The organism is Exiguobacterium sp. s194, assembly GCF_018618275.1.
Classification (GTDB): domain Bacteria; phylum Bacillota; class Bacilli; order Exiguobacteriales; family Exiguobacteriaceae; genus Exiguobacterium; species Exiguobacterium chiriqhucha.
Genome location: NZ_JACSLT010000006.1, coordinates 84,856 through 104,482, shown reverse-complemented (window position 1 = coordinate 104,482; position 19,627 = coordinate 84,856). Strand labels below are relative to the sequence as shown.

Annotated in this window: 17 protein-coding genes and 1 tRNA gene; 12 read left to right on the top strand and 6 right to left on the bottom strand. The window is 51.5% G+C overall.

What is annotated here, in order from left to right:
• Nucleotides 1-94 precede the first annotated feature (94 nt).
• The 5 genes from KNP85_RS08990 (at nt 95) to KNP85_RS08970 (ending at nt 5,747) form a co-directional block, all read left to right on the top strand.
• Nucleotides 95-1,858, top strand: coding sequence for an ATP-binding protein (locus KNP85_RS08990; RefSeq protein ID WP_131471275.1), 1,764 nt, complete (start codon nt 95-97; stop codon nt 1,856-1,858).
• Complete coding sequence (locus tag KNP85_RS08985; protein ID WP_214802720.1) at nt 1,855-2,793, top strand: sugar ABC transporter substrate-binding protein; 939 nt, start codon at nt 1,855-1,857, stop codon at nt 2,791-2,793. The genes KNP85_RS08990 and KNP85_RS08985 overlap by 4 nt, the downstream gene beginning before the upstream one ends.
• Before the next feature lie 52 nt (nt 2,794-2,845).
• Nucleotides 2,846-4,198, top strand: coding sequence for a DEAD/DEAH box helicase (locus KNP85_RS08980; RefSeq protein ID WP_031199865.1), 1,353 nt, complete (start codon nt 2,846-2,848; stop codon nt 4,196-4,198).
• Between the two features lie 81 nt (nt 4,199-4,279).
• Complete coding sequence (locus KNP85_RS08975; RefSeq protein WP_214802717.1) at nt 4,280-5,182, top strand: deoxyribonuclease IV; 903 nt, start codon at nt 4,280-4,282, stop codon at nt 5,180-5,182.
• Nucleotides 5,139-5,747 (top strand): hypothetical protein, encoded by a 609-nt coding sequence (locus KNP85_RS08970; protein WP_251128647.1) that lies wholly within the window; start codon nt 5,139-5,141, stop codon nt 5,745-5,747. Before KNP85_RS08975 ends, KNP85_RS08970 begins: the two co-directional genes overlap by 44 nt.
• A 33-nt stretch (nt 5,748-5,780) precedes the next feature.
• Here KNP85_RS08970 and KNP85_RS08965 read toward each other — a convergent pair whose 3' ends face one another.
• From KNP85_RS08965 to KNP85_RS08955, 3 genes are all read right to left on the bottom strand, one after another.
• The gene (locus tag KNP85_RS08965) at nt 5,781-5,951 is read right to left on the bottom strand and encodes a DUF1427 family protein (protein WP_021065708.1); all 171 of its coding nucleotides are present in this window, start codon (nt 5,949-5,951) and stop codon (nt 5,781-5,783) included.
• Nucleotides 5,952-6,043: 92 nt separating this feature from the next.
• Nucleotides 6,044-8,209 carry an RNA degradosome polyphosphate kinase gene (locus KNP85_RS08960; RefSeq protein ID WP_058763938.1) on the bottom strand — a complete coding sequence of 722 codons (2,166 nt, stop codon included), beginning with the start codon at nt 8,207-8,209 and terminating at the stop codon, nt 6,044-6,046.
• Nucleotides 8,206-9,738: a Ppx/GppA family phosphatase gene (locus KNP85_RS08955; protein ID WP_021065710.1), complete on the bottom strand. Its 1,533-nt coding sequence runs from the start codon at nt 9,736-9,738 to the stop codon at nt 8,206-8,208. Before KNP85_RS08955 ends, KNP85_RS08960 begins: the two co-directional genes overlap by 4 nt.
• A 189-nt stretch (nt 9,739-9,927) precedes the next feature.
• Here KNP85_RS08955 and KNP85_RS08950 point away from each other — a divergent pair, with 189 nt between their 5' ends.
• Genes KNP85_RS08950 through KNP85_RS08935 form a run of 4 tightly spaced genes read left to right on the top strand, consistent with a single transcriptional unit; the run spans nt 9,928 to nt 13,399 of the window.
• Nucleotides 9,928-10,686 (top strand): metal ABC transporter ATP-binding protein, encoded by a 759-nt coding sequence (locus KNP85_RS08950; protein ID WP_021065711.1) that lies wholly within the window; start codon nt 9,928-9,930, stop codon nt 10,684-10,686.
• Nucleotides 10,683-11,546, top strand: a complete 864-nt coding sequence (locus KNP85_RS08945) for a metal ABC transporter permease (RefSeq protein WP_214802713.1) — start codon at nt 10,683-10,685, stop codon at nt 11,544-11,546. The genes KNP85_RS08950 and KNP85_RS08945 overlap by 4 nt, the downstream gene beginning before the upstream one ends.
• Entirely contained in the window at nt 11,533-11,943 is a 411-nt protein-coding gene (locus KNP85_RS08940) for a Fur family transcriptional regulator (RefSeq protein ID WP_021065713.1), read from the top strand. Before KNP85_RS08945 ends, KNP85_RS08940 begins: the two co-directional genes overlap by 14 nt.
• A gap of 58 nt (nt 11,944-12,001) precedes the next feature.
• Nucleotides 12,002-13,399: an NAD(P)H-hydrate dehydratase gene (locus KNP85_RS08935; RefSeq protein ID WP_214802711.1), complete on the top strand. Its 1,398-nt coding sequence runs from the start codon at nt 12,002-12,004 to the stop codon at nt 13,397-13,399.
• A 51-nt stretch (nt 13,400-13,450) separates the two neighbouring features.
• Here the strand turns inward: KNP85_RS08935 and KNP85_RS08930 are convergent, their stop codons facing one another.
• Together KNP85_RS08930 and ispG are read right to left on the bottom strand one after the other, a co-directional pair.
• A complete protein-coding gene (locus KNP85_RS08930; protein WP_236355694.1) occupies nt 13,451-14,032 on the bottom strand; it encodes a hypothetical protein in 582 nt (193 codons plus the stop codon).
• A 71-nt stretch (nt 14,033-14,103) separates the two neighbouring features.
• Nucleotides 14,104-15,225, bottom strand: coding sequence for a flavodoxin-dependent (E)-4-hydroxy-3-methylbut-2-enyl-diphosphate synthase (ispG, locus tag KNP85_RS08925; protein WP_021065716.1), 1,122 nt, complete (start codon nt 15,223-15,225; stop codon nt 14,104-14,106).
• A 217-nt stretch (nt 15,226-15,442) separates the two neighbouring features.
• Here ispG and KNP85_RS08920 point away from each other — a divergent pair, with 217 nt between their 5' ends.
• Nucleotides 15,443-17,128 (top strand): methyl-accepting chemotaxis protein, encoded by a 1,686-nt coding sequence (locus KNP85_RS08920; protein WP_214802708.1) that lies wholly within the window; start codon nt 15,443-15,445, stop codon nt 17,126-17,128.
• A gap of 43 nt (nt 17,129-17,171) precedes the next feature.
• Here KNP85_RS08920 and KNP85_RS08915 read toward each other — a convergent pair whose 3' ends face one another.
• The gene (locus KNP85_RS08915; protein WP_251136272.1) at nt 17,172-17,618 is read right to left on the bottom strand and encodes a hypothetical protein; all 447 of its coding nucleotides are present in this window, start codon (nt 17,616-17,618) and stop codon (nt 17,172-17,174) included.
• Between the two features lie 180 nt (nt 17,619-17,798).
• Here KNP85_RS08915 and KNP85_RS08910 point away from each other — a divergent pair, with 180 nt between their 5' ends.
• The gene (locus tag KNP85_RS08910) at nt 17,799-19,442 is read left to right on the top strand and encodes a Na/Pi cotransporter family protein (RefSeq protein ID WP_214802705.1); all 1,644 of its coding nucleotides are present in this window, start codon (nt 17,799-17,801) and stop codon (nt 19,440-19,442) included.
• 108 nt (nt 19,443-19,550) lie between these two features.
• Nucleotides 19,551-19,627 (top strand) — tRNA-Met (locus KNP85_RS08905).

Genomic DNA, 19,627 nt, shown 5'->3' with positions numbered 1-19,627 from the left:
GCTTTCATACGTATTAGTCTAACATTGTTTCGAAAATACGAAAAGAATTGCGTGTATTCATGCTATAATCTTAAGGTTAGAAAGGAGGGACACCGTGGAACGCTTGAGAACATTGCTTGAAGTTCGAAAATCGTACTTCTTTCAGATTACATTTATTATCTTCATTATACTAGGACTTGTCATCTCTTCACTAGCGTTCTCTGCCGATCGTGTGACGGTGTCCCGGGCGGAAGAGCTAGCGAAAGAACAATTTGATTATGCGATTGACGGAAGTATCGAGAACCTAGAGACGCGACTCGGTAAACTGTATGAAGACTTGGTCTATCTCGGCGCCTACGTCGGAAACGAGACGTATATCGAAGAACGGATTCGAACCGGCTATTTGAATCAGCGCACGAGCTTTACCTCGATTTTTTATTACGATTTACGGGACGATGCCTTTAAATGGTACTCGCAACGTCAAGTGCCGGCTACGACGCTGAAAGCCGATGCAAAGTTTAACGAAGTGCTCAACGGTGGAGGCAACGACTTATTCATGAGTGAACCGATTTCCATCTCCGGTGACGTCGGGACATTTTTGTACGTACCGGTCCTTGAGGATAACCGGTTGGTCGGGATGTTCGGCGGCAGCATCAGCGTGCTCAACTCCGATTTATATCGACGCATGCTCGAATCGGCGAACGACGATATGATTCTTTACTTGTTGAACGAGCGGGGCGAGGTGTTATCGACGTCGTTCAATCTCGTCACGGACGCGGAACGTCGTCTGCCTCGCTCGATTATCGAGGCGACGGACGACTATGCGGTCCGGACGATTTTCAGCACTAAGGATGACGTCATCATGTATGAACCGGACGCCCGCGTCGCCGGCTGGAGCGTCCTCGCCAAACATAGTACTGATTCTGTGTACGAGGCGGTCTATGCGACGCGCTGGCAATATTTAATGATTACGCTCGTCACGTTCTTTTTAAGTATCATGGTCGGTTTGCTCTTGTCGAAGACGTTGACGAGCCCGCTCCTCGAGCTCGTGCAAAACATCAAGAAGCAGCAGTCGCTCGAACCGATTCAACTAGAACGGACCGGCTCCAAAGAAGTCGAGACGTTGCTTGATACGTATAACGACTATTCCCGCCGCATGGAGACGGCACGACGGGAACAGCTTAGCCAGCAACAACTGTTGCTTCAGCAAGAGAAGCTCGCCTCGCTCGGACAGCTTGCGGCCGGAATCGCTCATGAGATCCGCAACCCGCTCACACCGGTCCAAATCACGTTACAGATGGTGAAAGAGGGGCATAGCAGCCAAGAAATGCTTGACCTCGCCCTCTCAGAGCTCGACCGGGCCAACCATTTGATTACGACGATGCTCACGCTCGCCAAGCCAGATCAGGCGAAACTGCAAGAAGAATGGCTCGATATGACAGAGTTTGCGAGTCGCCTTGAATTCTTGCTCGACGCCGAGTGTTATAAACGGGTCACGAATTGGGAGTTGAACTTCCCGAACGACATGCCGCCGTTTTACTGCTCGAGCGACATGCTCATTCAAATCATTTACAACTTGTTCAAAAATGCGGTCGAAGCCGTCGACTCGAAAGGGGCCGACGGGAATGTGACGGTCACCATTCAGTTCACGGAGCGGGATTATCGCTTTTTGATTGAGGATAACGGCATCGGCATGACCGAGGCTCAAGTCAAATCGGTCGGATCGGCGTTTTACACGACGAAAGAGAACGGCAACGGCTTAGGTCTCTACATGATTCGCGAATACTTGAAAGCCGTGAACGGTGACATGAACATCGAGAGCGTTGAAGGAGAAGGTACGGCCATGATGATTAAAATCCCAAGGCGGTCGCACCCATGACGAAAGGATTCAAACATTACTGGTTATGGCTACCTGTCGTCTGGGCGTTGACGATTTTACTGATCACCTCGATTCAATTGCCGGAACGTTCGAGTGAGAACAACGAAGTCGGTTTCGTCTTCGTCAGTGAAAAGCATGAGCACGCCAATAAATTGTTGGCTGCTTTCGTCAGGACGGCGAATCAAAAAGGGTTCATCCCTGTCCCGACGACGAGCGAGGACTCACGGGTGTTAGAGAAAGAGAAGTTGGACGCCTTGATTGACCGCGGGGTCGAAGCGATTTTTGTGACGACGCTCGACGAGGCGTTCATTCGTCCGTCGCTCGAGCGTGCCAAGCGGGAAGGGATCCCAATTATCGCGATTGACCGCATGATTGACCATGAGAGCGTCTTGACGTCCGTCATGTCCGACAACGTCGAGATCGGCCGCATGGCGGCGAACCATATCGCCGCCCAACACGCGGGGCTCGACCGTCCGATTCGAGTCGTCGAAGTGCGCGGGACGGCCAAAGTCCGCTCGACGATTGACCGGAGTCTCGGATTGACGGAATATGATAAGGCGAACGACAACCTTCAAGTCGTCGCTTCCATCACCGGAAACTATGATACGTTCCAAGCGGAGATTGAGATGTCACGTTGGCTCGAGGCTGATATCCCGTTCGATGCCGTCTTCTCGCATAACGATGACAATACGTTCGGTGTCGTCCGCGCCCTTGAAAGTCATGGGCTCAGCGACAAAACGCTCGTGTCGGTTGACGGGGTGACAGAAATTTATCCGCTCATCCACAACGGCAAAGTGAATGCGACGGTCGTCCAATCTCCGAACGAGATGATCGAGGTCGGATTTAAAGCGCTCGAACTACATTTGAGCGGCAAAAAAATCGCACCACACTACTACACATCGAGCTATTTATATGAAGGGCTCGCAAAAGATTAATTGACAAATGATTAGATTCCGCTATGCTAGGAAAAGTGGAAAGAAACAGGAGGTGTATCGATTGAACAGCTTCCAACAGTTCAAATTGTTACCGTTTATCGTCGATGCCTTGACAGAAAAGCGCATCACAGTACCGACGGACATTCAGGCCCGGATTATTCCGGCTGCGATGAATGGCCGCGATATCATTGGGAAATCACAAACCGGGACGGGGAAGACGCTTGCGTTCCTCTTACCTATTTTAGAAGCAATCGATCCGAAAGAAGAATCGGTCCAAGCCATCGTCGTCGCACCGACGCGCGAACTCGCTTGGCAGATTCACGAAGAGTTGAAAACACTCCTCGTCAAACAGCCGGACTATATTAAGACAAGTCTGATTGTCGGAGGAACTGACCGGGAACGACAAATCGACAAGATGAAAAACCCACCACAACTGATCATCGGGACACCAGGTCGTTTGCTCGACTTGATGAAAGTCCAAGCGTTATTCCCGCACAAAGTCACGCACTTCGTCGTCGATGAAGCTGACCAAATGCTTGACATGGGCTTCTTGCCTGAAGTCGACCGCATCGCGCAGTCGTTGCCAGAGAAACTTCAAACGATGGTCTTCTCAGCGACAATCCCTGAGAAGTTACAGCCGTTCTTGAAGAAATACTTGCACGACCCACGCTACGCGGAAGCGAGTGAAGAGCACCGTGTCGTTCCGAAAATCAAGCATCACGTCATCCCGGTCCGTCACCGTGACCGTAAGGCGTTGACGGTCGAAATCGCAAAAACGATTAACCCGTTCGTCTGTCTCGTGTTCACAAACACGAAACAAGATGCAGATGAGTTGGAGACGTCGTTCCGCGAGGCGGGACTCAACGTCGGCACGCTTCATGGGGACATGCAAGCTCGTCGCCGGAAGCAAGCCATCAAAGACATTAACGACGCGAAATATCAGTTCGTCATCGCCACCGACTTGGCGGCGCGCGGCATCGATATTAAAGGTGTGTCGCACATCATCAACTTCGGGATTCCAAAAGACCTTGACTTCTATACGCACCGCGTCGGCCGGACGGGCCGCGCCGGTGAGACGGGTGAAGCGTACACGTTGTATGAAGATCACGAGAACGGTCCGATCAATCGACTCGAAGAGCGTGGTTTCACGTTCAAGCACGTCGATGTGAAGAACGGGTCACTTCAAGAGATTAAGACACGCAAACGCCGAACGACCGACCGGAAGATGAAAGTCTCGCAAACGGCGCACAGCCGGATGGCGGGCGAAATCAAGAAGGCGAAGAAAAAGGTCAAGCCTGGTTACAAGAAGAAGTTCAAGTATAAGTTGAAAGAGACGGCCTCACGTGAACATATGCAGAGCCAACGTCAGGAACGTCGCGAAGTTCGTAAGAAGAACCGTCGCTAACCAAAAGAAGAATCGACTTCGTGGAGTCGATTCTTCTTTTTGTGTACACTAAAGACAGATGAGAATGAAGGAGAAATGACTATGTTAAAAATTGGTTCCCACGTTTCAGTTTCCGGTAAGAAGATGTTGCTCGCAGGAAGTGAAGAGGCCGTATCTTACGGTGCCAACACGATGATGGTGTATACGGGTGCGCCCCAAAACACACGTCGCAAACCGATTGAAGACTTGAATATCGAGGCGGCGCTCGTTCATATGGCGGCACACGACATCGAGGAAATCGTTGTCCATGCCCCTTATATCATCAACTTGGGCAATACGACGAAACCCGAGACGTTTGAACTCGCCGTGTCGTTCTTAGCAGCCGAGATTAAACGGGCCGAGGCGCTCCAAGTCGCGCGCCATGTCGTGCTCCATCCCGGGGCCCACGTCGGTGCCGGTGAAGACGTCGGACTCGCTCGCATCATCGAGGGCTTGAACGAAGTGCTCACTGGCGATGAGACGGTTAAAATCGCGCTCGAGACGATGGCTGGGAAAGGCAGCGAGCTCGGCAAGACGTTCGAGGAGCTAGCGACCATCATCAATGGAGTGACGCATAACGATCGTCTCTCGGTCTGCTTCGATACGTGTCACGTCCATGACGCAGGTTACGACCTCGTCGGTGATTTGGACGGCGTCATCGAACAGTTCGACCGAATCGTCGGATTGGATCGGCTCGGTGTCATCCACGTCAACGACTCGAAGAACGTCCGTGGCGCGAAGAAAGACCGGCACGAGAATATCGGATACGGGGAGATCGGCTTTGATACGTTGAACCGCATCATCCATCACGAGGCGTTCACCCACTTGCCGAAGATTTTAGAGACGCCATATATTCCAATCAGTGAGAAGACGAAAGTGGCACCATACAAGCAGGAAATCGAGATGTTCCGGGCGAACCGCTTTGACGCCGAGTGGCGCGAACAGTTCACGCTCGCGCACCAATAAGATGAGCGTCATCCGAATCAACCCGAACGTATATGACGTCTGGTCTGCGCTTCCGACATATTTTCAAGAAGCGAGCCCGTTTTATGTGGAAGGGCAGATTGACGAGGCGACAGCGTGGATTGAGATTCTCGGATATGGAATCGTGGCCGAAGTCGAAGTCATGCTCGTCGAGAAGACGCAGCGCCCGTTCGACCGCTATTGGCGGACGGAGGCAACGCCCGAGGTGACGGCGTATAGTCTCGTCGATGTGATCGGCCTCGACTTTCATCATCCGCTGCTGCGAACGGGCCTGTATGAAGGGGACACGGACGTCGAGATTCGTGATAAGTGGGAGCGGGGGTACCGCGTCCCTTCTGCGAAGTGGACCCGGGAGACGTTCCGCGCCCATTTGGCGGACGAGCAGGCAAGGTTACAACTCGCCCCGACGACTGTCTGTGAGGCATGCGGGGATGACTTGAGCCGTTTTGGAGCATTTGGGGTTCGTCTGATGGAGTATCATCTCGAAGCAGGAAGCGGTACATGGCTTTGCCCGACGTGTCACAAAGCAAGACATTACGATATGTAAAAAAAACGAAGCCCGCGGGCTTCGTTTTTTGAATTAAAATGGCCAGTTCGCGAGTGCGAATTGATATACTTTCATCCCAAGAAACACACCGAAGATGCCGATGACACCAGGTAAAACGGGTGGGGCAGGGAGCGGCAACTTCAAAGCGGTGAAAATCATGCCACAAATAAGACCAGCGAGCAATGACAATAGGATTTCTTGCATGAATGATTCCTCCATAATCGAAATGAAAACGCTTTATTAACAGGTAACCGAATTCATTATACAATGTTCATTCTCGTTTGAGAAGTCTAACATCAGTCATCTGTCATTTTCTCATTTTCAGCTCGTAAGCGAAGGACTTCCCGTTCGGCCCAGTTCGAAGGTTCCCGTTCAAACACGCTCGGAATGTTGTTCCAGCGGCCGCCCGTGTATTGATGGATGATGATTTGTGATTGAATTTGTTCTTGTCCGGCTTCTTGTTTCAAATACACATAACTGCCGTCAGCACGCTGGATTCTGGCTTTCACGTTATCGACGAGTTGTAGCGCGAGCATGTCTTTAATATACGACTTATGTCCCGCATCGAGGATTGGGAATAGAATCTCAATCCGTTTGCGCATGTTACGGGTCATCCAGTCGGCAGAGGAACAATATAAGTCTTCTTTCCCGTTTTGATAGAAGTAGAAGATACGCGAGTGTTCCAAATAGCGATCAATGATGGAGATGACACGGATGTTTTCCGAGATGCCTTTAATGCCCGGACGCAGACAACAGATGCCGCGGATGATTAAATCGATTTTGACGCCGGCCTGTGAGGCGTCGTATAGTTTCGTGATAATTGGCTTGTCGGTAATCGAGTTCATCTTGGCGACGATGCGGCCGTTGCCGTATTTCTCGTGCAGTTTAATTTCGTCCTCAATCTTTTGAAGGAAGAAGTCGTGCATGTCGTCCGGTGACGTCTCGAATTTATGCCACGACGGACGTTCTCCGTACCCCGAGAGCCAGTTGAAGAAGTTGGTCGCGTCTTCGGCGAGCTCTTCGTTCGTTGTCAACAAGCCGATGTCCGTGTACAGCTTGGCGGTCGAGTCGTTATAGTTGCCGGTACCGAGATGGACGAACCGTTGCAAGACGCCGCCTTCAAGAATACGGACGACGAGCGTAATTTTCGAGTGCGTCTTTAACTCTTTATAGCCATAAATGACGTGGGCGCCGGCTTTCTCGAGCTGTTTTGCCCATTGAATATTCTTCTCCTCATCGAACCTGGCCTTCAATTCGACGAGCACCGTCACTTGCTTCCCGCTCTCGGCGGCATCGGTCAGCGCCTTGATAATCGGCGAGTCACCGGACACCCGATATAACGTCTGCTTGATGGCGAGGACGTTCGGGTCTTTGGCCGCCTGGGCGATGAAGCGGACGACCGGGTCGAACGAATGGTACGGATGGTGGAGCAAGTAATCTTTTTTCAGTACCGCTTGGAACAAATCTTTCCCCGGTTCAAGTCCTTCCGGGACGAACGGAATGAGCGTCTCGTTAATCATCTCATCATACTCGATCCCGATTTTATTATAGACCCCGAACAAGAACGTCAAATCGATTGGACCATCGACGAGGAAGATGTCCCGGTCATGAAGGTCGAGCACGTCCTGGAGCATGAACAACAGCTCTTTACTGAGTGACCGTTGCTGCACCTCGAGCCGAATCGCGACCCCGTAGCGTCGTTTCTTCAACTCTTTCTCGATTTGTTTCAAGACGTCGCGGCTGCCTTCCTCATGGAACGGCATATCGGCGTTTCGGGTGATTCGGAACGGCATCGTCGACTCGACTTCGAACCCTTTGAACAACGAGTCGATGAACTGGATGATGACATCCTCGAGCAACATCAAGTCGGTATGGTCCTCATCCTCGGTCGGTAGCTCGAGATAGCGTGGCAAGACGGCCGGCACTTGGACGAGAGCGAGCCGTTTCTTGCCTTCATCGGTCGAGGCGATCTCGACGGCGATATTCAGTGATTTAGACAACAACATCGGGAACGGCCGGTAGGCGTCGACGGCAATCGGCGTCAAGACAGGGAAGACATGCGTCCGGAAATAGAGTTTGACGAACTCGAGTTGCGTCTTATTCAAATGTTTCGGCCGCAAGAAACGGACGTTCTCCGCGGCGAGCTGCTTGAGGATTTTCTTATATGTCGCGTACTGGACCTCGACGAGCTCTTGCGCCTTGATGGAGATGGCTTTGATTTGCTGCTTCGGCGTCAGACCGGCCTTGTCTTCCGGACGGTTGAAGCCGGCGAGCACCTCGTCTTTCAATCCGCCGAAACGGACCATATAAAACTCATCGAGGTTCGAGCTGAAGATGCCGAGAAACTTCAGCCGTTCCATGAGCGGATTGCGTTCGTCCATCGCTTCTTGCAAGACGCGTTCGTTGAAGCTCAGCCAGCTGAGCTCACGGTTATTGAAATGTTCGGGTAAGTAGATGGTCATGAATCTCTCTCCTCTACGCGTAACTCGATTGATTGGTCAATCGCACGTTCCAAATGTTTTTTATGGCGGATGCCGCGTTGCAGTTCAAAGCGCGGGGATGTGTGCGTATGAAGCGTGAAGACAAGTCCTTCCTCGGTCGAGGATACGTCGACGTTCTCTACGACTTGACGTTCGGTCAAATCGAGCGCGTCGACGAGCTTGACGATGGAGCCGAGCAGCTCTAAGCTCTTCAACATCTTCGAGTCGAACCATTCGGGGAAGCCTTCGATATGTTGTTCGAGCAGGCGTCGTGATTTATAGGACGTCACCAAGGCGAGGGCGAGCCTGTCCTCGTTGTTCATCCCTTTAAAATCGTTCGTCGTAATCAAGTGGAACGTGTGGTCGCTCTTGTTATTATGGTCGATATATTCCCCGACATAAGCGAGCCGGCACGCCCCTTCTAAAAGACCGGGTTCGAACGGTTTCGGCTTAATCGTCTTCGTCTCAATCAAGCCGGTGTAAATTTGGCGGGCGAGATGAATCAAGTGTTGATGACGGACCGGGTCGACGGCATACTGCTTCTCGAAATGACGGAAACTTTCTTCTTTGACGTCACCGAAACGGACCCGATTGTTTTCCTTTAAGTAGTACTCATAGAACAAGCCCTCGCGTAGTCCGTTGTTGCTCATCATGAACTCAGGAACTTTCAAATACTTCGCCAGTTCATCGATGGCGGTCACGGCCGGGGCGATGATGTCCATCCGGTCCTTCGACAAACCGTCGAGACGCCCAAGTTGTTTCGGCGACATTTGTATGAGTTCGTCGACGACATCATGCAGGCGGTCGGCCCCGAGCGTGTATTGATGAATTCCCTCGAGTGGGAACAAGGACATCGACTGTTCGACCCGAACGAGGTTTCGAGCCGTGCCTCCGACACCGACGAGCGGTATACCGTGCGGCTCGAGCCAGTCGATCTCTTTGAACGACTTTTTCAAGAACGTCGTCAATTGTTTACGCTCGTCTTTCGTGAGCGTGTCACCCTTCATGAAGTCCTCGGTCAATGTGACGGCTCCGAACGGGAAGCTGTGATAGAAGACGAGTTCACGATCTTTGAAGTAGGTCACTTCCATTGAACCACCACCGATATCGACTGAATAGCCGTCCTCGATATACGTCGAGTTGATGATGGCCGAGTAGCCGTAAAACGCCTCCTCATAGTCGCTCAACAACCGAATCTCCATGCCGGTCGCTTGCCGGACTTCTTCTAAAATGGCCTCGGAATTGCTGGCGTTGCGGATGGCGGCCGTCGCGACGGGCAACACTTCTTTCACTTCGTGATGCTCGTTCAAGCGATTAAAGTGATTCAGCGTCTCGATGAGCGCCTCGATGCCAGACTCGGACAGTTCATTGTCATCGGTGATATGGCTCGACAGCCGTGCCACTTCTTTCACGTTCAACCGTTCAAAATACTGACCGTGGCCGTTCACTTCAAAAATGACGTTACGAATCGAGTTGGACCCGATATCGATGACTGCTAGTTTTTTCTCCACGGAAAAACCCCCTCTGCGTTATCTCTAGTGTACAACGAAGATCATAAAATTACATACGGATTTCAGTTCGTGCGCCGCCAATCGGCTCGCATTGCCTCTATACTTGAAGCATGGACTGATATTCTGTATAATACAGACGCCAAGCAAGTAGAAATGATTACGATTTATAACACGAGAGAAGGGTAGCTTATGACGACATCCGTCGTAAAATTAAATCATGTTTCCTATCATTACGATGGGACCGCCGCGCTACAGGACGTGTCCATCGATATTAAACAAGGCGACTTTGTCGCCGTCGTCGGGGAGAACGGTTCCGGCAAATCGACGCTGATTCGGACGATTCTCGGATTGTTATCGCCGCAAACCGGATCGGTCGAACTGTTCGGCCGTCCCCAAGGACAGTTCAAAGACAAGTCTCGTATCAGTTACGTTTCCCAAAAAGCCGCGTCGTTTAACTCTGGATTTCCGGTGACGGTCGAGGAAGTCGTCGCCATGGGCCGCTATGGACGCCTCGGTCTATTCAAACGATTGAATATCGAAGACAAGGCGGCCATTCAAAATGCACTCGAGACGGTCAATATGTGGCAGTTTCGACATCGGAAAATCGGCAGCCTGTCCGGCGGTCAGCAACAGCGCGTCTTTATTGCTCGAGCGATCGTCAACCAACCGGACTTGCTCATCTTGGATGAGCCGACGGTCGGGGTCGACCAAAAACATTTGCGTGATTTTTATGAGGTGCTCCATCTGTTGCGCGAGCACACGTCATGTACGTTCATTCTCGTTACCCATGACTTGAACGTCGTCACCGACCTCGTCACGAAAGTCGTCCATCTCGATCACGGACGTATGGCATGCAACTGTGGATTAAAAGAATATAGTGAACTCGGCGAATTGACGGCGATTAAGCCGTACCCGGTCAAAGTGCTCGTCCATGAAGGTACGTCATGATCACGGATCTGTTCACGTACAGCTTTTTACGTTATGCGTTCATCGCAGCCGTCGTCATCGGGTTCACCGCGCCGCTCATCGGCTCGTTCGTCGTTGTCAGACGGATGAGCTTAATTGCCGACGCATTGTCCCATATGACGCTTGCCGGAATCTCGTTCAGTCTGTTCCTCGGACAGTATATTCTGCTGTTCAGCGACTTGAACCCGCTTTACTTGGGGACGCTCGTCTCCGTGCTCGCCGCGCTCGGCCTCAATTGGCTCCGCGGAAAATACGTCCATTTCCAAGAGTTGTCGATTCCGATCATGATGTCGGCCGGGATGGGACTCAGTGCGATCTTCATCTCGTTGTCGCGCGGGTTTTCCATCGATTTGTCGACGCTCCTGTTCGGGTCAATCTCAGCGGTCAGTCTATCAGACATCTGGATGATTTTGGCGGTGGCGGGTTTCACGCTACTCGTCATTATCGTGTTCTATAAACAGCTGTTGTTCTTGTCGTTCGATGAAGAACAGGCGAAAGTGTCGGGTCTGCCGAGTACGATGCTCCACGTGCTGTTCATGTTCGTCGTCGCGCTCGTCATCGCCGTCAGCATGCGCATCGTCGGCACACTGCTCGTCTCGAGTCTGATCACATTACCGGTCGCGGCTGCGCTCCGGTTCACGAGCAGCTTCAAGCAAACGATTCTCTGGTCAATCGTGTTCGGAGAAGTCGCGACGATTGGCGGACTCATCCTCGCCTATGAGCTCGATGTCGCCCCGGGTGGTGTCATCGTTCTGCTCGCCGTTATGATTTTAGCCGTCGTCATGTTGGCCGAACGATTCGGACTCGCTCGGAAGAAGGAGGTTCGTTATGAAGGAAACTGAACAATTGACCCGTCTGCAATCGTCGTCGCTCAAAGTGACACCGAAACGGATTGAGATGTTTGCCTTTCTCGCGGCGGAAGAGCGTTACGTCAGTGCCAAGGACGTGCTCGACTATATGCGCGCGAAACATCCGACGATGAGTTTTGACACCGTGTACCGCAACTTGAAGTCATTCGCCGAGGAAGGATTGCTCGAAGCGACCGAATTGAATGGAGAGAAGGCGTTCCGCGTCACGTGCGGGTCGAATCATCATCATCACCATTTGATTTGCCGCGGTTGCGGTAAGACGAAGCTGCTCGAGCTCTGCCCGATGCGCTATGTCGAGACGCTCGATCCTGATTTTGAGGTCGTCGATCATAAATTCGAAATTTACGGGTATTGTAAACAATGTAAGTGACGAGAAGGGATTGTGGATGCAATCCCTTTTTTGTCGAATCAAGAGAGGGGGAGTCGAGATGATTTACACCGCAGCCGAAATCAAACAAGCCGATGCGACGGCGCTCCGGCAAGGGATGCCGGCCGACGTGTTAATGGAACGGGCAGCATCGGCCGTGGCGGCCCGTCTGACCTTCCGGCCACGCTCGTCGGTGCTCGTCATCTGCGGCACCGGCAATAACGGTGGGGACGGCTGGGTCGTGGCTCGAGAATCGGCACAGCGAGGGTGTGACGTCTTTGTCTATGCCCCATTTGGCGAACCGAAGTCGTCGGAAGGGGAACGGCATGCAGCATATGCGCGCCGTTTCGTCACCATCGTTGAGGAGCCTCGAGACGCCGATTATGTCGTCGACGCCTTGTTCGGGGTCGGATTTCATGGTCCGGTCACCGGAAAGGCGAGGAACGTCATCACTTGGATTCGTGAACAGTCGGCGCCGGTCATAGCGATCGATGTGCCGTCCGGTGTCCCAAGTGATGAGGCGTCAGAATTTGACGGACATGCGGTTAAGGCAGATTCGACGTTTTCGCTACACGGCTATAAGCGGAGTGCCTTTTTAACAGAGACGGCCCCATACTATGGGACGGTCGAGGTAGTCGAGATCGGACTGCCTCACACGTCTGAATGGCGCGTGTTGACCGAGTCAGACTTTGATCGGGGCTTGCTCGAGCGCGACCCGTACGGTCATAAGAATCGATATGGACATGGATGTTTGATTGGCGGCAGCCGTCATTTGATTGGAGCCCCGTTTTTGGCGGCCCGGGCGGCGCTACGGACTGGCATTGGCTTACTGGACCTGGCCATCCCATCGGAGGCGCACATCATGGCATCGAGTTTACCTGAGGCGATGTATTACGACATCGATGAATTGCCGGACAAGGAGTATGCAGCTACGGCGATTGGGCCAGGTCTCGTCGACGATGAACGGTCGGACCATTTATGGCAAACCGTCCGTCGTCAATCGAAACCGCTGATCGTCGATGCGGGCGCCTTGACGACGGAACATCTCGAAGCAGAAGGTCCTCTCACGTTGACGCCGCACCCGGGAGAGTTCGCTCGCTTGACGGGACGATCCGTCGCCGAGATTGAAGCGGACCGGTTCCATATCGCGTCAGACTTCGCACGGCAACATGGGATTCACCTCATCTTGAAAGGGACGCATACGCTCATTGTCAAACCAGACGGGACGGGGGCGGTCAATACGGTTCAAGCCGCGGCGCTCTCGAAAGGAGGGAGCGGCGACGTCTTGACCGGAATGTTGCTCGCGCTCTGGGCGCGGACGGACCGAATCGACACCGAGTCGTCCCCGAACGAACAAGCCGTCCTATGGCACGCCTTGGCGGCACAAGCCGCGAGTCGGCAGATGCATCCGGCGAGTGTCCTCGCAACGGACGTCATCGAAGCAATCGGACGCATATAAAAAAGCCCCGTATACAGTGGATATTCCTATCCAACGTATATGGGGCTTTTTTTAAATGGTGATGGACTTGGTCGTCTCGAAGCGATTGACGATGTGGAGCGCCTCGTTCCAAGATGTGATCCGTTTCACCCCGTCCGGTAACGGTTTGCGGTTATACGGCGCATCGAACAACAGGACCGGAATGGTCGTCTGTTCATGGATCGAGATCGCGTTCTCATAACGGTCCTCCATGAATAGGTCGAGTTCGAGCTGTTTGACGACGCCGACCTTGTCATGGCTCCCTGTCATGATGAGCGAGTCGAGTGGGAGTTCATGCTGCCGAATCCACTCCTCTGTGACGGCGCGGACGGCTTCGCTGCGGGCCGTGACGTAATGGAGACGGTGTGCTTTTCGCATGTGCCAAAGGACGTCGTTCACTTCAGAGTGGGGAAGTGAGCGACGATAAATCGCTTCCTCGTGGCCTTGCTCAATCATGAAGCGCCAAAACGCTTCTTGCGTCATATCGGTATACGTATGCAACTCGTATTCGGTCGCTTGATGATAATCGATGGCGTACCCGAGTGCGTCGTTCATATAGTGAAAACAACTTTGCGGATCCGTGACGGTTCCGTCGAGGTCTATTCCAATGTGCATCTTCGTCCCTCCTTGCTCATAACCCTTATTGTACCAAAAGCCCGCTCGGTTGCAACCGAGCGGGCGAAGGATTAGTTAGATTGGTTGGCGAGTTCTTGCTCCTCGAGTTCGCGAGCGGCAAGTTTCTCGGCGACAATGGCGTCGATTTCTTTCTTCAACTCTTCGACCATCGTGGCTTCAGGCACTTTACGGATGATTTTCCCGTGACGGAAGAGCAGGCCTTCGTTGCGGGCACCGGCGATGCCGATATCGGCTTCACGTGCTTCACCCGGTCCGTTGACCGCACAGCCGAGCACAGCGACCTTGATGTTGACGTTAATGTTTTGGATATACTCTTCCACTTCTTTCGCAATCGAAATCAAGTCGATTTCGATGCGTCCACATGTCGGGCATGAGATGAGCGTCGCCGCGTTGGCCGCGAGACCGAACGATTTGAGCACTTCTTTGGCGACTTTGATTTCTTCGACCGGGTCGTCAGATAGTGAGACACGGACCGTCGAACCGATACCGAGCGAAAGGATTGCCCCGAGGCCGGCAGCAGACTTGAGTGATCCCGAGAAGAGCGGGCCTGATTCCGTGATTCCGACGTGGAGCGGGTAATCGAACGTCTTGGCTGCGAGCGTATACGCTTCGAGGGCCAAGTTTACGTCAGATGCCTTAAGCGAGATGATTGTGTTATAGAAACCGAGGTCTTCTAAGATTTTGACGTGGTGCATGGCACTCTCGACCATTCCTTGAGCCGTCGGATAACCGTACTTTTCAAGGAATTGCTTTTCGAGTGAGCCGGCGTTGACACCGATGCGAATCGGGATGCCTTTTGCTTTAGCGGCGTTGACGACCGCTTCGACTTTCTCGCGACGACCGATGTTACCCGGGTTGATTCGAATCTTATCGACACCGCTCTCGATGGCTTTGAGCGCCAATTTGTAGTCGAAGTGAATATCGACGACGAGCGGGATATTGATGCGGCTCTTAATCTCAGCGAGGGCATCGGCAGCGCGCTCATCCGGACAAGCGACGCGGACGACTTGGCAGCCTGCTTCTTCAAGACGCAAAATTTCGGCGACGGTCGCTTCGACGTCATGTGTTTTCGTTGTCGTCATCGACTGGATGACGACCTCATTCGATCCCCCAATGATGAGGTTGCCGACACGAATCGGACGGGTTAATGAACGATGCAAAATTTCTGACATATACGTAATCTCCTTCTTTTGGAAAGGTTCCAATCGATTTAAGATGAGTGGTTTCCTTATTATCATAACGAAATGTTTGTGAAAAAGCACCCGGCAAGCGCTTGCGAGATGTGCTCTTACGAAACGCTAACGTTATCTTAACAGATGCTTCATAATTTTCCACCGTCTGAAGACCGATATATTCAATGAAATGACGTGTGAAGAGGTGGAATGAAGGATGTTGAAGCGATTTAAACGATTGAAGAGGATGAAGCGTCGAAACGAATGGACGATGGCAAGTCGGTTGACTTGGACGTTGATGCCAATCATGCTCATATCATTTTCAATTGTATTCGGTTGGTTCGCCATGAAAGCCGAACAGTTGATGACCGACGAAATCGAAAAACGGTTGCATCGAGAAGCGACTGTGATGCGGGAGACAATCAAGACGACGTATGGTGCGTATGTCGCGAACGAAAAGATGTTAACCCGTTCTTTAAAATCGACGTATATGCAACAGGCTTCGATCCTAGCTGCAGACGGACTCGAAGCGAGTCAGTATTTGGTGACCAATGATAATATCGAAAAATTGAGTGGGAAAAAAGTTGAAGACCGGTTTAGCAATCGCCTAGATGAGATTTTAGTGGAAGACGTGAGTGTCAGTGATCAACATGATGAGTTTATCGTTGCGACGCCGATTCCTGAACTTCAGGCTCATTACGTCATTGTTGTGACGAAACAGTCGGTACTCGGTTCGATGTGGGCACTACGAGAAATCGTCTTCGTTGGCCTGATCAGTATGCTCGTGTTCATGATTGGCTTGTTTGCCGTCATGATTCGTCGTGAGGTCAAGCCGTTGACGCAGTTTGCCGAACGATTGCGTGAGTCGGTGGCGACGCGCTCATTCACAGCAGTTACATTAGACGCCAACTCAATTGAAATGCGAAGTCTAGAGCAGGCATACAATACGTTAATTGGATTATGGACGCGCTCGCTCGTGACGATGACCGAGACGTCAACAGCATTCGAATCAAGCTTGCCGCTGTTCAGAAGACAACTGGAGGCGAATGAACAGCAAATCGTGGGCTTTAAGGAAGTAGCGGCAACGGTCGCGCTGACAAGTCAGTCTTACCAGTCGTTCACGACCGAGTCGACCCATCGGTTTACCGATATCGCTGCCCACGTTCGTTCATTCGAAAAAGATATCGCTGCAATCGATCAACGGACAGAGTTACTAAATCGAACGATTGCTTTAGAAATGGAATCGTTCTCGAGCGTCAAAGGAGCGAGTGAATCGTTTGCCATCAAAGCGGCAGCGGTCCAGCAACGATTATTAGACAGCGAGGCGACATCAGAGCGAGCGGATGATGCGCTAAAGAAAATCCTTTCTGTCGCGGCTGCGACGAAAATGTTAGCGCTCAACGCCTCGATTGAAGCAGCACGTGCCGGTGAACATGGCAAAGGATTTGCCGTTGTCGCCAGCGAGGTCGGACAGTTGGCGAAAGTGACGAACGAATCGACGTTATCCGCTGTGGCTACGATTGAAGCCATTCGGCAAGAACGAAGCGAAGTGTTCATGGAAATGGAACGCTTCGAATCCGACATTAAATCATTAGGGGCAGCGTTACGTGACGTCGAAGCGGGGATCGAGAAAATTGATCACGAGGTCACAAAACAAATGAGCCAATTCCAAGCGATCACGGAACAGACATCGCAAACCGGACAGCAGTTGCTTGAAATGGCGGAAGCGAATGGTCAATTGACCGAAATCGGAATGATGCTCGAGCAAAAACTGCATGACTTACAAGACGGTGTCGAAGAATGGACGGATACACAACGAGCTTTACAAACGGCAGGAACCCATCTCGGCAATCAAAGCGAACGTCTTCACGACGTCTTGCATGATTTGGCACCACTCCAATAAACAAGGCCGGACGAGCGCATAGAAGCGTTCATCCGGCCTTGTTTTATGATGTTCGTTTAATCGGGATTCGCGATAATGGGAAGACTAGATAAATGAATAATAGAAGAATCCCGAACCACGACGCGGACGGAGAAACGTGATACAGGACGACGAGACTGACTGTCGGAATGAGCGACATCGCGACCGCATACGGCCATGCTTGTCGATACGGCCACATCTTTTTCGTGCGCCATTTCGTGACGAGTTGGACGAGGAGGGCACTGAGGGCGACGAGTCCCATATAGAAGAAGAAAATCGCAAACGCATGTAAGAACAACCACATCGGCCAAAAGAAATTTGGTTGTAACACGATGTAATCGAGTACCGTGACGGTCAACGTCAACACTAAACTCGCCATCATATAGGCGTGAAGCGGGGCCAAGCGGAGACGTAACGCCTGCTTGGACGGGTAAAGGCTATGGAGGATAAACTGAATCGTTGTCTTGAACATAAATGGAACTCCAATCTGTTATAGTACAAAACTAGAAAAACAAACAAAAATCATACAGTGGTTTAATAAAACCTTAACATTAAACCTGTTTACATCGAATGGGTGATGCGGGCATAATGAGTAGGGCATTAAAAACCAAGCAAACACAACTAATTCATAATCAAAAGGAGTACAAAAATCGTGGAATACAATTTGCAAGAAATGTTATTCATGTTTTTTGGAGGATTAGGGATCTTCCTCTTCGGTATCAAATCGATGGGAGACGGCCTCCAAAAGTCAGCAGGTAACCGCCTGCGTGACATCCTTGATAAGTATACATCGAATCCGTTCCTCGGAGTACTAGCTGGTATCATTGTAACAGTCTTAATTCAGTCATCGTCAGGTACGACTGTCATCACGGTCGGTCTTGTCAGCGCCGGGTTCATGACGCTCCGTCAAGCAATCGGGGTCATCATGGGGGCGAACATCGGTACGACAGTGACCGCGTTCATCATCGGTTTCGATGTCGGCGCCTACGCGTTGCCTGTTATCGCCGTTGGTGCGGTGTTGATTTTCTTCTTTAAAAAAGAAAAGTTGCAACATTTGGGTCAAATCTTCTTCGGTTTCGGGATGCTGTTTTACGGTCTTGAGCTCATGGGAGAAGGTATGAAGCCGCTCCGTTCGAGCGAATACTTCATCGACTTGACGCAATCAATGAGTGATAACCCGTTCCTCGGTGTCGTCGTCGGTACGGTATTCACTGTCATCGTCCAATCGTCATCAGCAACGATCGGGATTTTGCAAGAATTGTATGCCGGTGGATCAATCGACTTGGACGCGGCACTTCCAGTCTTGTTCGGAGACAACATCGGGACAACGATTACAGCGGTACTCGCTTCAATCGGTGCTTCGGTAGCAGCCCGTCGTGCGGCAGCAGCCCACGTCATCTTTAACATTGTCGGGACAATCTTATTCATGATTGCACTCGTACCGTTTACAGCATATATTTACTGGATCACAGATGTTTTAGCGATTGAAGACAAGATGCAAATCGCCTTCGCCCACGGGACGTTCAACGTCGTCAACACGTTCATCCAATTCTGGTTCATCGGAACGATTGCTTGGATCGTGACGAAAATGGTTCCTGGTGAAGATTCAATCGTCGATACGAAAGCACAGCATTTGGATCCAATCTTCATCCAACAGTCACCATCGATCGCCGTCGAACAAGCGAAGTTTGAAGTCATCCGCATGGGCGACTTCGCAAAACTTGGACTTGATGAAGCGCGCAACTATATGACGACTGGCGATAAGAAACATGCCGAGAAGTCAGCGCACATTGAAGAGGCGCTCAACTCGCTTAACTCAAAAATCACAGATTACCTCGTGAAACTCGCTGCCGTTGATTTGACGGAGCAAGAATCACAAGAACATAAGACACTCATGCATGCCATCAACGATATCGAGCGAATCGGTGACCACGTCGAGAATATTATCGAATTGATCGATTATAAGACGGCGACACGTGTCACACTATCGACCGGTGCTCAGAAAGAGTTGACGGAAATGTACGATTTGACACGGGCCACGCTCGAGAAGTCACTTCAAACGTTGGCGAGCGGAGACATGGTCGAAGCGCGTCAAGTCATCGAGATGGAAGCGAAACTCGATATGCTGGAGCGTCAGTTCCGTAAAAATCACGTCGTCCGCTTGAATACAGGTGAGTGTGACGGCCAAGCCGGTATGTTCTTCGTCGATATGCTCTCGAACTTGGAGCGCATCGGTGATCACGCCATGAACATCACAGAAATCACGCTTGAAGATAGAAACGAAGCAACAGTCTAATCCAACGGTCCTTCCGGCTCATTTGAGACGGAGGGACTTTTTGGTTCAATGTGACTTTTGATTGACAGTGACGCGTTCATTCAGTATATTATTACTGTATAACAACGTGGCGGTGTAGCTCAGCTGGCTAGAGCGTACGGTTCATACCCGTGAGGTCGTGGGTTCGACTCCCTCCGCCGCTACCA

Coding starts and splice junctions, on each gene's coding strand:
- KNP85_RS08985 (WP_214802720.1), top strand. CDS start 1,855: ATGACGAAAGGATTCAAACATTACTGGTTATGGCTACCTGTCGTCTGG.
- KNP85_RS08975 (WP_214802717.1), top strand. CDS start 4,280: ATGTTAAAAATTGGTTCCCACGTTTCAGTTTCCGGTAAGAAGATGTTG.
- KNP85_RS08965 (WP_021065708.1), bottom strand. CDS start 5,951: ATGCAAGAAATCCTATTGTCATTGCTCGCTGGTCTTATTTGTGGCATG.
- KNP85_RS08960 (WP_058763938.1), bottom strand. CDS start 8,209: ATGACCATCTACTTACCCGAACATTTCAATAACCGTGAGCTCAGCTGG.
- KNP85_RS08950 (WP_021065711.1), top strand. CDS start 9,928: ATGACGACATCCGTCGTAAAATTAAATCATGTTTCCTATCATTACGAT.
- KNP85_RS08945 (WP_214802713.1), top strand. CDS start 10,683: ATGATCACGGATCTGTTCACGTACAGCTTTTTACGTTATGCGTTCATC.
- KNP85_RS08940 (WP_021065713.1), top strand. CDS start 11,533: ATGAAGGAAACTGAACAATTGACCCGTCTGCAATCGTCGTCGCTCAAA.
- KNP85_RS08935 (WP_214802711.1), top strand. CDS start 12,002: ATGATTTACACCGCAGCCGAAATCAAACAAGCCGATGCGACGGCGCTC.
- KNP85_RS08930 (WP_236355694.1), bottom strand. CDS start 14,032: ATGCACATTGGAATAGACCTCGACGGAACCGTCACGGATCCGCAAAGT.
- ispG (WP_021065716.1), bottom strand. CDS start 15,225: ATGTCAGAAATTTTGCATCGTTCATTAACCCGTCCGATTCGTGTCGGC.
- KNP85_RS08920 (WP_214802708.1), top strand. CDS start 15,443: ATGTTGAAGCGATTTAAACGATTGAAGAGGATGAAGCGTCGAAACGAA.
- KNP85_RS08915 (WP_251136272.1), bottom strand. CDS start 17,618: ATGTTCAAGACAACGATTCAGTTTATCCTCCATAGCCTTTACCCGTCC.